We start from the raw sequence: 12,247 nt of genomic DNA on the forward strand, positions 1-12,247 counted from the left end.
TGATTCTATGCTGTCTTTCAGGTGTCACTGTCAGGGTAGACGCGATCATGCAAGCAAGCCTGTGCAAGCGGCAAAAAGGCGCGGCAGCCCTCGAGTTTGTCGCGGTATTCGTGATCTTCTTCGCGGTCTTTTACGGGGTGGTCAGCTACGGGCTGCCGATGCTGATGCTGCAATCGTTCAACCAGGCCAGCAGTGAAGCGGTACGCCGTTGTGTGGCGCTGGACCCTGCCAGCGCCACCTACGGCGCTGATGTCGAGGCGCTGGCCAAGCGCGTGCTCGGCGAGCAACTGGCGTGGATGCCAGCGCCGTTGGCTTTCAAGGTCAACAGCGATGCCACGGTTGTCCTTACCCCGGGCAAGCTGCTGACGGTGAAGATCAACTACGCCAAGAGCAAACTGACCGCGGTATTGCCGGTACTGAAACTGCCGGGCATCGGTGAGGTGCCGCGCCTGCCCGACAGCCTCAAGGCCGAAGCGAGCCTGCAGCTGTGAGTGGCGGGCAAAGCCTGTTCGAGCGCTGGCGCGGGCGCGCGGCGCCAGTCGAAGAGCCCGTGGCGCAAGCCCCCGAGGTGCCGGCGGTGGGCCTGCAACTGTGGCTGGACGGCGCGGCCAGGGTCTTGCGCCTGGCCGGGCCGCTGCGCGCGGCGCTGGCGCTGCCGACCCAGGCCGGGGTGCGTCTGCATGACTACGTGCAGCCTTACAGCCTGCTGGTGCTCGAAGGCGAGCCGGCAGACTGGCAGGGGCAGCTTCTGGAGCTGGACTTCAAGGCGGCCGGCGGCCACACCTTGCACACCCGCGGCTGGTTGCAGCCCCAGAGCGATGGCGGCTGGTTGCTGCAGATGTTCGACATCGGCGATCTGTTGCAGCATCGCCAGCAAGCCCTGGCTGCCGAGCGCCAGCAACACCTGACTGCGCACCTGGCCTGCGCCTTGCGCGCCTGCAGCATCGAACGCCTGCAAGCGGTGGCCGAAGAACAGCTCAACTGGCTGGTACGCCACTGGCGGGCCCGTGGCGCGGGGGTACTGGTGCAAACCGAGCAGGGCTGGCAGATCTACGCCTGCAGTGGCGATGCGCTGCACTGGCTGCGTGACGAACAGCTTGCGCCGTTGCTCGATCGGCAGTTGCCGGCGAGCATGCTCAGCAGTGCCAGTGAGCCCGCGCTACAGGCCCTGTTTCCAGGGCTGGCGACTTACCTGTTGGCGTTTGCCCAGGGCCAGGTCAATCAGGCCTGGCTGATCTGCATCGAGCCGCAAGAGGTGCTGCAGGCCGAGGATGCCCTGCTGGTCGCCGCCGCCTTTGTCGAACCGCTGCTCGCTCGCCTGGCTGCGCACCAGTTGCACCAGCAGAGCGAGCGCCTGGACAGCCTGCAGCTGCAGCTGGGGGCCGGCTGGTGGCAATGGCGTCTGGACGAGCCGCAGTTGCATCTGGACCCGGCACTGGCCCAGAGCCTGGGCGTTCCGGCGGCGCTTACCCTTAACCAATGGCTGAGCCGCGTGCACCCGGCAGACCGCGAGGCGGTCCAGCTGGCGTTTGCCGAGCTGCAGCGCCAGGGCTGCGCCTTGCAACTGAGCCTGCGCCTGCTTGATCACAGCACCCAGGCGCAGCCGCGCTGGTATCGCTTGTGCGGCCAGGTGCACGGCAGCGGCGGCAATCGCCGGGTGCAGGGCTTCATGCTCGACATCAGCGACATCAAGGCGCAACAGCTGCAGGCCAGCGCTGCCCAGGCGCGCCTGGAAAACCTGATCGCCAGCTCGCCAGCGGTGATCTACATCCAGCGCTACGTCGAAGGCGCCTTGCTCACCGAGTTCTGCAGCGCCAGCCTGGCGCCGATGCTCGGCTGGCAGCCGCTGGCCGGCGAGCCCCTGCAACCGGGGCAGTGGTTGCACGCCGATGATCAGCTGCTGTGGCTGGAGCGCACGCGGATGCTCTTGCAGCACGGCCAGAGTCGCAGCCGCTATCGCCTGCGTGATCAGCATGGCGGTTATCACTGGGTACTGGATGAAGCGCGCCTGCTGCGCGATGACCTCGGTTTGCCGGTGGAGGTGGTGGGCATCTGGCTGGACGTCAGCGAGGCCACCGAGGCTGCGGAAAAAATGCGCCAGAGCGAGGAGCGCTATCGGGTGCTGGTCGAGGATTCACCGGCGATGATCTGCCGCTATCTTCCGGACCTGAGCCTGGTGTTCGGCAATCAGCCTTTGGCTGATTACCTGGAATGCCCGCCCGCGCAACTGGCCGGCGTGAACCTCGGCCAGTGGCTGTCCGCGACCCAGCGCCAGGCCTTTGTCGAACGCCTGGCGGGCTTGACCCCGGAGCAGCCGGTGAGCAGCGCCGAGATCTGCCTGCAACTGCCAGGGCGCGAGCATGCCTGGTGGTTGTGGTCTGATCGCGGGTTATTCGACGAGCACGGCCAGTTGCAGGAAATCCAGGCGGTGGGCCGCGACAACACGCAAGTGCGGCGCACCCAGCAGCAACTGCTGCAAAGCGCGAAAATGGCCACCCTCGGCGAAATGGCCACCGGCCTTGCCCATGAGATCAACCAGCCGCTCAACGTCATGCGCATGGCCGTGGTCAACGCGCTCAAGCGTCTGGAAAACGGCAACGCCGAGGTCGACTACCTGCAAGACAAACTAAAACGTATCGATGCCCAGGTGCTGCGCGCCTCCAAAGTAGTCGACCACATGCGCGTGTTCGGTCGGCGTTCGGAGCTTGAGCAGCAACCGTTCGCGCCCTGGCAGGCGGTGGAGGGCGCCCTGTCGTTGCTGGCCGACGGCTTGCGCGGCAAGGGCGTGGAATTGCATGTGCAGGCACCTGGGCAGCAGGTGCAGGTCAGTGGTCATCAGGATCAGCTGGAACAGGTGCTGATCAACCTGCTGGTCAACGCCCGCGATGCCCTGTTGGCCCGACGCGAGCAGCACCGCGAGCTGCAGCCGTGGATTGCCGTGAGGCTGGAGCAGGATGCCCGGCAGGTGCGGTTGCTGGTCGAGGACAACGGCGGCGGCATCGAGCCGCGTTTGCTCGAACGCATCTTCGAGCCGTTCTTCACCACCAAGCCGGTGGGCGTTGGCACTGGCCTGGGGCTGTCGGTGAGCTACGGCATCATCGACACCATGGGCGGCAGCCTGAGTGTCGAGAACGCCGAGCTGGGGGCGCGGTTCTGTATCGAGTTGCCGGTCTACAGCACCAGTTGAGCGCGGGAGCTGGAGCAGGTCAGGTTGGCACTGACCTCGACCGTGTTCAGGTCGATGCCGAGAACCTTGAGCAAGGCGTTGAGCAGGGGATCGACCAGCGGGCTGAGCAGGTTCTTGATCATCGGTTTGAGGATATTCGTCACCCCGGTCAGCACGCTGCTGGCAACACTGAGGATCTCGCCCAGCACATCACCGTTCTGTGGTTTGTAGACCTGCAAAGGAAGGGTATCGATGGTGGTGCTCAGGCTTTGCACCACGTTGATCGGTTGCATGCTCAGGTAAGGCGCAGGCTTGCCGATCTCCGGCAGGTTGGCGCCACTGAACAGCAGGTTCTCGTGGCGTGACAGTACCTGCAGCGGATCCGGCTTGATGCCCACGCCCCCGCCTACCCAGGGCACCCGGGTTGCGCATTTGGGAAACAGCCCGAGCACACTGGTGCAGATGTTGGTACCGATATCGATCAGCGGGATCGGGGTGACCGTGCCGCTACCGGTGCTGAAGAAGGTCGCCGGGTTGTCGATCTTGCCGATGGTGACCGTGGCTGCCGCGCTGTCGGTTGACGCAGTCAATTGCTTGTCGGGGCTGCAGCGGTAGGCGCTGACACGGCTGGTCGCCTTGACCGTGTCGATGCTGATATCAATGCGTGCAGCTTTGCTCAGGGCTTCGATGTCACTGACCTTGCACGGCACGCCGAGTGCGCAGGTCAGGGACTGTACGGTGCCCAGCAGGTTCAGGTGCAGCAGGTTGTTAAGGATATTGGTCAGCGGTGCGGCCAGCTTCAGCACCTCCGTGACGATACCGCCGAGGGTATCGACTACCGGCGTATTCAGCGACACCAGGGTGCGGATCTGTGCAGTCTGCACGCTGATGTCGTCGGTCTGCGGATTGCCGATGGCGGAAATTCGCGGCGGCTCGATGACCTTGATCTGTACCTTGCCGCTGACCAGCCCCAGGGCATTGAAGGGCAACTCGACCGAAGCGGCATTGTACTTGTCGGCCAGCAGGATCACCCCTTGCACCAGTTGCAGCAATTGCAGGCTGGTGTCCAGCCCGGCCTTGGCGGTGCCGGCCTGGATATCGAGGATTTCGTTGAGCTTGAGCACGCGGTTGTCATCGGTGGCGACGGTGAGCTTGCCCAGGTTGGTGGCGACGTCGATGGCGGTGTTGCTGCCTTGTTTGAATACGTCGATTGCCGCCTGGATCAGTTGCGTGGCCGACAGCTGCTTACCCAGCAGCTCGTCGTAGTTGCCGGCTTGTACACTGACGTTAATTGCCAGTTGGTCCAGGTACTTGAGCAGGTTGATATCCGTGTTGGCCAGGCCTTGCCAGCCCAGGGCATCCAGTTGCACCCGCCCACCCAACGGATCGAGCAGGGCATTGAGCAATGCCGACTTGCGTGAGTCGATGTCGGCCAGGGTTGTACGGATGCGCAATACGGCCAAGGGTGGCTTCGGCGTCGCCGCCACGGCTTGGGCCGTGAGGTTGGTGGTGGTAGGCAGGGTATTGCCGCGAACCAGCGCCTGCACCCCGGCGGCGATGCTGGTGGGCACGCTGTTCTGGGCAATAACCCTGATCGCATCGTTGCGTGCGGGGTTGACGGTAAAACGGCGCAGGCTGTCGACGCCGGTCTGCAGGGTGCCGCAAGCGGTGGCCAGGGTTCGCCCTTCGGCCAGGGTAAAACCATTGCGGCTGGCGCTGGTTTGGGCCAGGGCCGCGGCCTGGGGCCCGGGGCCGCTGCACACGGCGCTTTGCCCGGCTGCCTCCAGTGCCGCCATATCGACCACCCGCTGCAACTTGCGCTGCTCCAGGTACAGCCGCCCGCTGTCGACCACCAACAGCCCGAACAATAAGGCCATGCCCAGGGTCAGGGCGGCGATCAAGCCGATGGCGCCACGTTGCCGTGCTGGAAAGCGAGTAGACACGAGCACTCCTTTGCCGGCCCAAGGCCGCGCGGGGCAGCAGCAGTGCAAAGGAGTGTAGACAAGATAATGGCCAGTCGCCTGCATGGCGACTGGCGGGTGGGGTTCAGCGTGGCGGGTAGTTGCCCATCAGCTTGGCGACGGTGTTCTGGATTGCCGAGTTGCGCTCTTGCGGGCTTGGCGGGTAGTTGTTCATGATCTGCTCGGCACTGCCGCGCCACACCAGCTTGCCGTCGCGGGCGTCGAACAGGTCGACCTGGATGGTTGCCACCTTGTAGTCGACGCTGCGGGTTTCGTTGTACATCGGCCCACCCCAGTAGCCGCCCCAGTAGCCACCCCAGGCGCCGCCATAATTGGTCGTGACTTGTTGCTGGCGGTTCTCGACGATCAGGTAGGACTGCACCTTGAGGTCCGGGCGGCTGTTGCCCTGGGCCGGGCGCAGGCCACGCTGGTCAAGCTGGCCGGCCACCGCCTGGCGGATGCGTTGTTCGGTGAGGTCGCTCTTGATCCGCGGGTCATCCGGGCGGTATTGCAGCCCCGGCTCCTGCCAGGCCCAGCTGCGGTAAGCGGCGAAGTCGCGGCTGGCGTCGAAATCCTGGGTGACATTGTTGCTCTGGCAGGCGCCGAGCAGCAGCGCGAGCGAGAGTAAAGCGAGACGGCGCAACATGATGGTTCTCCGATTACCTTTAACTGGGAGGATAGCTGGCCAGGGCCTTTTGCACCGATTCGCGCACCGCGTCCGCGCGCTTGCCCTGGGAGTCCTGGCTGGCGGTCTCGGCGCTGGCGCTCCAGACTGGCTGGCCGTCGCGGGCGTCATACAGCTCGACGTGCACCACCATCACTTCGACCTCGTATGTGCGCACCAGCGGCACGCTGGCGTAGGCCCCGTAGCCATTGTGATAGCGGCCAAAACTGCCGTAGCCGCCGTAACCACCATAGGGGTAGTTGTCGTAGGGGTAGTAGTCTTCGCGCACCTGGCGCAGGCGCCGTTCCAGGCGCAGGTCGGCGCTCACCAGCAGGTCGCCTGCCTGGCCATTGCGCGCCGGGCGCAGGCCGCGCTGGTCGAGGGCGTTGCTGACCGCATCGGCCAGCTGTGCAGGCTCTGCATAGGTGCTGCCCGCCGGCAACTGGCCGTTGAGCCAGGCCCAGCTGCGGTAGCGGGCGTAGTCGCGCGGCGCGGCCGGGTAGGCGCTGGCATCGAAGGTCGTGGCGGCCTGTGCGGGGGCCGGGGGCAACGGGCGGGAGCTGGCCACATACGGGTTGCTGCCCTGGCAGGCGGCCAGGGCCAGGCACAGCAGGCCCAGGGTCAAACGGTACGGCATGTCACCCTCCCGGCGGGTGCGCTTCAGCGCGGTCGGCAGATCCAGTGCAGGTAGCGGCCCAGGCCGGCGAAGGCCGGGTGACGACGATGCGCCAGCTCCATTTCCAGCAGGTCGAGCAGCTCGGCCTTGGCCTGGAAATCGCGGGGCATGTAGTCGTGGAAAACCCGCACGCCACTTTCACTTTCGACCTGCCACAAGTCTTCAAGTTGCGCCTTGAGCGTGCGTGGATCAAGTGGTTTTTGCGGGGTCAGGCTCTGCTTTTCACCGGCCAGCTCGTTGCTGCGCAACTTGCGGAAATGGCCCTTGAGCAGGTTGCGGTACACCAGCGCGTCGCGGTTGTAGAACGCCAACGACAGCAGGCCATCGGTGCGGGTCAATTGATGCAGCACCGGCAGGATGGCCTCAGGTTCGGCCAGCCATTCCAGTACCGCGTGGCACAGCACCAGGTCATAGGGTTCGGTCAACTGGCCGAGCAGGTCCTGCCACGGTGCCTGGATGAAGGTGGCTTGCTGGCCGGCTTCGGCAAAGCGCTCTCGGGCGCCGTCGAGCATCGGCGCGGCGGGTTCGGCCAGAGTCACCTGGTGCCCGCGCTGGGCCAGCCATAGCGACATATGACCCAGGCCCGCGCCGATATCCAGTACCCGCAGCGGGCGATCAGGGAGCGCTTCGGCGAGGTCCGCCTGGAGTACTGCCAGGCGGATCGCGCCTTTGGCACCGCCATAGATTTTTTCGGCAAAACGGGTCGCCAGCTCATCGAAGTGACGGTCGTTCATTTGGCAAAACGCCTTTCGCTGTCGGCCAGTTTGCTTCTGACCACCTGCTCCATGTCCAGGCCCAGCTCGCTGCACAGCAGCAACAGGTAGAGGACAATATCGCCGACTTCCTGGCCGGCGTGTTCCAGCTGCTCGGGCGGTAACTGGCGCGACTGGTCTTCAGTCAGCCACTGGAAAATTTCCACCAGCTCGGCCATCTCGACGCTGGCGGCCATGGCCAGGTTCTTCGGGCTGTGAAAGCCGCGCCAGTCGTTGTTGTCGCGGATGCGGTGCAGGCGTTCGGTCAGTTCTTGCAAATTCATCGGGGCTCTCCTCAAGCGGCATAGCTTCAGGCGGGCGCCGTCGCAACGCAAGAGGATGCTGTCAGCTCAGTGGCTGCCAGGCGCCGCGCATGTGCACCAGCTCGCCATGGCCGTCGAGCTGCAACTGGCCCTCGGCCGCGGCCGGGCTGGCATTGAGGATCACCTCGCTGGGCAGGCGCACCGGTTTAACGAAGCCCACCCCTATCTCATAGCCACTGACCGGCAGGTGCCCGCGCAAGGCGGCCAGGGCCATGGCCTTGCTCCACATGCCATGGGCAATGGCGGTAGGAAAGCCGAATAGCCTGGCGCTGGCGGCACTGAGGTGGATCGGGTTGTAGTCGCCGCAGACCCTGGCGTAACGCCGGCCAATATCGCTGTCGGCGTACCAGCGGGTCAGTTCGCTCAAGGGCAGGGTTTCGGGCTCGTCTACCGCAGGCGCGTCGCCGCTCAGTTTCAGCCCCCGGCAGAGCATGCGGCTGGTTTCGGACCAGATCAGGCCGAGGCCGTCTTCGGCTTCGGTGATCAGGTCGCAGGTGGCGCCTTTTTCATGGGGCTGCAGGTTCTCTACATGCACGCTGAAACGCAGGCGACTGATGCCGCCCAGCGGGCGCAGCACACGAATGCTGTTGTGCAGGTGCACCAGCCCCAGCAGCGGCAAGGGAAAGTCCTTTGCGGTCAGCAACTGCATCTGCAGGGCGAAGGCCATGACATGCGGGAAGGTCGGCGGCAGGCGCCCGTCGTCGCTGAAATGGCAGAGTTTGCGGTAAGCCTCAAGCTGCTGCGGGTCGACGCTCAAGTGGCAGCGCAAGCCAGTGCCGGGCAGGCGGTCGCCGCTGATCTTGCGCTTGCGCGCGGCGCGCAGGTACAGCCCGGAAAGCGCCGCCGTGCTGCCCAACTCGATCCATGTGCGGCTCATGTTCAGGCCCCCATCACGGCTTGGCCGCAAACCCGCAGCACCTGGCCATTGACCGCGCCGCTGCCCGGTTGCGCCAGCCACGCCACCGCTTCGGCGACATCCTCCGGCAGGCCGCCCTGGCCCAGCGAACTCATGCGTCGCCCCGCTTCGCGCAGGGCGAAGGGAATTGCCGCGGTCATGCGTGTTTCGATAAACCCGGGGGCCACGGCGTTGATGCTGGCGCCGCGCTCGGCCAGCTTCGGTGCCCAGGCCTGGGCCAGGCCGATCAGCCCGGCCTTGCTGGCGGCGTAATTGGCCTGGCCACGGTTGCCGGCGATGCCGCTGATTGACGCGAGCAGCACGATACGTGCGTTGTCGTGCAGGGCGCCGCTGTCGAACAGCGCCTGGGTCAGCAGTTGCGGGGCCTTGAGGTTGACCGCCAGCACTGAGTCCCAGAATTCCGGGGTCATGTTGGCCAGGGTCTTGTCGCGGGTAATGCCGGCGTTGTGCACGACGATGTCGATGCCGTCGGGCAGTCCTTCAAGCAATTGTGCCGGGGCGTCCGTCGCGCAGATGTCCAGGGCCAGGCTGCGCCCGCCCAGGCGCGCGGCCAGGGCCTCGAGGTCGGCCTTGGCCGGCGGTACATCGAGCAGGATCACTTCGGCGCCATCGCGGGCCAGGGTTTCGGCAATCGCCGCACCGATGCCACGGGCGGCGCCGGTGATCAGCGCCTTGCGCCCGGCCAGCGGCCGGCTCCAGTCCTGGACCGCTGTGCCGCAGGCCTCCAGGCGCAGGACCTGGCCAGAGATGAACGCGCTTTTGGGCGAAAGAAAGAATCGCAGGGCGCCTTCGAGTTGATCTTCGGCCGCTTCGTTCACATACAACAGTTGCAGGGTGCCGCCGGCGCGCAGTTCCTTGGCCAGCGAGCGGCTGAAGCCTTCGAGGGCACGCTGGGCAACCTGCGCCAGCGGGTCATCGAGTTGTTCCGGGGCGCGGCCGAGAATGACGATATGGGCGCTGGGCGCCAGGCTGCGCAGCAGCGGCTGGAAGAATTCGCGCAATTGCTTGAGCTGGTCGATATCGTCCAGTTCGCTGGCATCGAACACCACCGCCTTGAGCTTGGGCCCCAAGCCCGCCACCCATTCGCTGGCCTCAAGGTCGGGGCTGGCAAAGCTGTACAACTCATCGGTCAGGCGCTTGGCGAAGGTTTCGACGGTCTTTGCCAGCGACCCGCCACCGAGCAGCAGGGCGCCCTCGATCGGCCGCAGGCGGCCGGCTTGCCAACGTTCCAGGCGCGCCGGGCTGGGCAGGCCGACGGCACCTACCAGACGGCGGCCAAGGTCGGAGTTGGCGAAGTCGATATAGCGGTCGCTCATGTGCGGTTCTCCCTGAAATAGCTTCAAAGTGTGGACCATGATTGGCCATTGGTCGTTCGACTGGGCAAAAAACACCTACGCTGTAGCGGACCGTTTCGTAAAAGAGGATGTTACGTATGCGCTCATTGCGCCGGGTCGCGATCATTGGCGGCAATCGAATTCCGTTCTCCCGCTCCAACGGCCCTTATGCCAAGGCCAGCAACCAGGCAATGTTCACCGCTGCCCTCGAAGGGCTGATCGAGCGCTACAGCCTGCATGGCCTGCGTTTGGGCGAGGTGGTGGGCGGCGCGGTGCTCAAGCATTCGCGTGACATGAACATCAGCCGCGAAAGCGTGCTCGGCTCGCGGCTATCGCCGCAGACCCCGGCCTACGACGTGCAACTGGCCTGTGGCACGGGGCTGGAAACGGCGCTGCTGGTGGCCAACAAGATTGCCCTGGGGCAGATTGACAGCGCCATTGCCGGTGGCGTCGACACCACCTCCGATGCACCGATTGCGGTCAATGAAGGGCTGCGTCAGATACTGCTGCAAGCCAACCGCGCGCGCAGCACCGCCGACAAACTCAAGGCCTTCTTGCAACTGCGCCCCGGACATCTGAAGCCCGAGTTACCGCGCAATGGCGAAGCGCGCACCGGCCTGTCCATGGGCCAGCACTGCGAGCTGATGGCGCAGACCTGGCACATTCCCCGCCAGGATCAGGACGAACTGGCCCTGCGCAGCCACCACAACCTGGCCGCGTCGTTTGCCGAAGGCTGGCACGACGACCTGCTGACCCCGTTCCTGGGCCTGACCCGCGACAACAACCTGCGCCCGGACCTGACCCTGGAGAAACTCGCCAGCCTCAAGCCGGTGTTCGAGCGCAGCGACAAGGGCACGCTGACACCCGGCAACGCCACACCGCTGACCGACGGCGCCTCGGTGGTGCTGCTGGGCAGTGAAGACTGGGCCCGCGAGCGCGGCTTGCCGGTGCTGGCCTATCTGGTCGATGGCGAAACCGCCGCAGTGGATTTCGTCAAAGGCCATGAAGGGCTGCTGATGGCCCCGGCCTATGCCGTGCCCCGCTTGCTGGCGCGCAACGGCCTGAGCCTGCAGGATTTCGACTACTACGAAATCCACGAAGCCTTTGCCGCGCAGGTGCTGTGCACCCTCAAGGCCTGGGAAGACCCCGAGTACTGCAAGACCCGCCTGGGCCTGGATGCCGCACTGGGCTCAATCGACCGCAGCAAGCTCAACGTCAAGGGCAGTTCACTGGCTGCCGGGCATCCCTTCGCCGCTACCGGCGGGCGCATTCTGGCCAACATGGCCAAGCTGCTGGCCAATGCCGGCAAGGGCCGTGGCCTGATCTCGATCTGCGCCGCCGGCGGTCAGGGGGTAACGGCGATCATCGAGCGTTGACCAGCGCCGCCGGGCTGGCTTGCCGGGCCGGGCGACTGGCGTAGTGCTCGGCCATGATCGAGCAGACGATCAGCTGCAACGGGTGGTAGATCATGATCGGCAACAGGATCAGCCCCAGCCCCAGCCCCGGGTGCCCGGCGAAAATCAGCGCGGCCATCGGTGCGCCAGCAGCGAGGGATTTTTTGCTGGCACAGAACACCGCCGCAATCTCGTCCGCCGGGCTGAAGTTCAGGGCCCGCGCGGTGCGGGTGGTCAGCAGCAGGATCAACCCCAGCAGCACGGCGCTGCCCACCAGGGCCATGGCGATTACCGAGGCGCCTTGCTGCTGCCACATGCCCGAAACCATCGAGTTGCAGAACGCCGCATACACCAGCAGCAGGATCACCAGCTTGTCCATGACATTGGTGTAGCGCTTGTGCCGGGCGAAAAAGCGCCCCAACCAGGGCCGCAGCAACTGGCCGAGCAGCAGCGGCAGCAACAGGAGTGCGCACAGGTCGAGCAGGGTTGCGCCCAGATCAATGCCGTCGCTGCCGCTGCCGAGCACCAGGCTCACCAGCCAGGGGGTGAGGAAGATCCCCAGTACGCTGGACAGGCTGGCATTGAGGATCGCCGCCGGCACGTTGCCGCCGGCACTGCCGGTCAGTGCCACCGACGAGGAAATGGTTGAGGGCAGGGCACACAGATAGAAGAAACCCAGCATCAGCAGCGCCGGCAACTGGCTGCCGAGCACTTTATTGCCCAGCCACCACAGCAGCGGGAAGACCAGGAAGGTAAAGCCCTGGACCATCAGGTGCAGGCGCCAGTTCTTCAGGCCGTGGCGGATCTGTTCACTGGACAGGTTGATGCCGTGCAGGAAGAACACCAGGAACACGCCGACATTTATCACCACCTCGACATGCAGCGCTCCGCCGCTACGGCCGAACTGCGGGAACAGCCAGGCGAGGAAGGTGGCGAGGAACATGCCGCAGAGGAACCAGTCGGTTACTACGCGTTTGAGGTGTTTGAGCGCTTGCATAGGCGGGCCTGCGAATCATTTTGTATTCATTGAGCCCAGAGGCTACGCTCGGCAAGTGCTTACC

Annotated in this window: 11 protein-coding genes; 3 read left to right on the top strand and 8 right to left on the bottom strand. The window is 65.2% G+C overall.

All coding sequences use genetic code 11. From position 1 onward, the window contains the following. Positions 1-47: 47 nt before the first annotated feature. On the top strand, positions 48-491 hold the full coding sequence (locus LOY37_RS03015; RefSeq protein ID WP_213602551.1) for a TadE/TadG family type IV pilus assembly protein: 444 nt from the start codon (positions 48-50) through the stop codon (positions 489-491). Next, entirely contained in the window at positions 488-3,187 is a 2,700-nt protein-coding gene (locus tag LOY37_RS03020; RefSeq protein ID WP_258716276.1) for an ATP-binding protein, read from the top strand. Before LOY37_RS03015 ends, LOY37_RS03020 begins: the two co-directional genes overlap by 4 nt. Here the strand turns inward: LOY37_RS03020 and LOY37_RS03025 are convergent. The 7 genes from LOY37_RS03025 to LOY37_RS03055 form a co-directional block, all read right to left on the bottom strand. Next, positions 3,172-5,109 carry a pilus assembly protein TadG-related protein gene (locus LOY37_RS03025; protein ID WP_249744380.1) on the bottom strand — a complete coding sequence of 646 codons (1,938 nt, stop codon included), beginning with the start codon at positions 5,107-5,109 and terminating at the stop codon, positions 3,172-3,174. The two genes, LOY37_RS03020 and LOY37_RS03025, sit on opposite strands and share 16 nt — an antisense overlap. Positions 5,110-5,212: 103 nt before the next feature. Next, positions 5,213-5,773, bottom strand: coding sequence for a DUF4136 domain-containing protein (locus LOY37_RS03030; protein ID WP_093376454.1), 561 nt, complete (start codon positions 5,771-5,773; stop codon positions 5,213-5,215). Positions 5,774-5,792: 19 nt separating this feature from the next. Next, positions 5,793-6,428, bottom strand: coding sequence for a DUF4136 domain-containing protein (locus LOY37_RS03035; protein WP_045197059.1), 636 nt, complete (start codon positions 6,426-6,428; stop codon positions 5,793-5,795). A gap of 23 nt (positions 6,429-6,451) precedes the next feature. Continuing rightward, entirely contained in the window at positions 6,452-7,201 is a 750-nt protein-coding gene (locus tag LOY37_RS03040) for a methyltransferase domain-containing protein (protein ID WP_045197061.1), read from the bottom strand. Continuing rightward, positions 7,198-7,503, bottom strand: coding sequence for a MazG-like family protein (locus tag LOY37_RS03045; protein WP_045197063.1), 306 nt, complete (start codon positions 7,501-7,503; stop codon positions 7,198-7,200). The genes LOY37_RS03040 and LOY37_RS03045 overlap by 4 nt, the downstream gene beginning before the upstream one ends. 61 nt (positions 7,504-7,564) lie before the next feature. Beyond that, positions 7,565-8,419, bottom strand: a complete 855-nt coding sequence (locus LOY37_RS03050; protein ID WP_258716277.1) for a MaoC/PaaZ C-terminal domain-containing protein — start codon at positions 8,417-8,419, stop codon at positions 7,565-7,567. A gap of 2 nt (positions 8,420-8,421) precedes the next feature. Further along, complete coding sequence (locus tag LOY37_RS03055; protein ID WP_093376441.1) at positions 8,422-9,774, bottom strand: 3-oxoacyl-ACP reductase; 1,353 nt, start codon at positions 9,772-9,774, stop codon at positions 8,422-8,424. A gap of 116 nt (positions 9,775-9,890) precedes the next feature. On the opposite strand from LOY37_RS03055, the gene LOY37_RS03060 reads away from it, so the two are divergent. Then, positions 9,891-11,168 (top strand): acetyl-CoA C-acetyltransferase, encoded by a 1,278-nt coding sequence (locus LOY37_RS03060; RefSeq protein ID WP_045197069.1) that lies wholly within the window; start codon positions 9,891-9,893, stop codon positions 11,166-11,168. On the opposite strand, the gene LOY37_RS03065 is transcribed toward LOY37_RS03060, so the two are convergent. Beyond that, positions 11,155-12,183 carry a bile acid:sodium symporter family protein gene (locus tag LOY37_RS03065; protein WP_258716278.1) on the bottom strand — a complete coding sequence of 343 codons (1,029 nt, stop codon included), beginning with the start codon at positions 12,181-12,183 and terminating at the stop codon, positions 11,155-11,157. The genes LOY37_RS03060 and LOY37_RS03065 overlap by 14 nt on opposite strands. Positions 12,184-12,247: the final 64 nt, after the last annotated feature.

The organism is Pseudomonas sp. B21-012, from assembly GCF_024749305.1.
Lineage (GTDB): Bacteria > Pseudomonadota > Gammaproteobacteria > Pseudomonadales > Pseudomonadaceae > Aquipseudomonas.

Bases quoted from the DNA above. Each gene is read 5' to 3' on its own strand.
- LOY37_RS03015 (WP_213602551.1), top strand. From the start codon at position 48: ATGCAAGCAAGCCTGTGCAAGCGGCAAAAAGGCGCGGCAGCCCTCGAG.
- LOY37_RS03030 (WP_093376454.1), bottom strand. From the start codon at position 5,773: ATGTTGCGCCGTCTCGCTTTACTCTCGCTCGCGCTGCTGCTCGGCGCC.
- LOY37_RS03035 (WP_045197059.1), bottom strand. From the start codon at position 6,428: ATGCCGTACCGTTTGACCCTGGGCCTGCTGTGCCTGGCCCTGGCCGCC.
- LOY37_RS03040 (WP_045197061.1), bottom strand. From the start codon at position 7,201: ATGAACGACCGTCACTTCGATGAGCTGGCGACCCGTTTTGCCGAAAAA.
- LOY37_RS03045 (WP_045197063.1), bottom strand. From the start codon at position 7,503: ATGAATTTGCAAGAACTGACCGAACGCCTGCACCGCATCCGCGACAAC.
- LOY37_RS03050 (WP_258716277.1), bottom strand. From the start codon at position 8,419: ATGAGCCGCACATGGATCGAGTTGGGCAGCACGGCGGCGCTTTCCGGG.
- LOY37_RS03055 (WP_093376441.1), bottom strand. From the start codon at position 9,774: ATGAGCGACCGCTATATCGACTTCGCCAACTCCGACCTTGGCCGCCGT.
- LOY37_RS03060 (WP_045197069.1), top strand. From the start codon at position 9,891: ATGCGCTCATTGCGCCGGGTCGCGATCATTGGCGGCAATCGAATTCCG.
- LOY37_RS03065 (WP_258716278.1), bottom strand. From the start codon at position 12,183: ATGCAAGCGCTCAAACACCTCAAACGCGTAGTAACCGACTGGTTCCTC.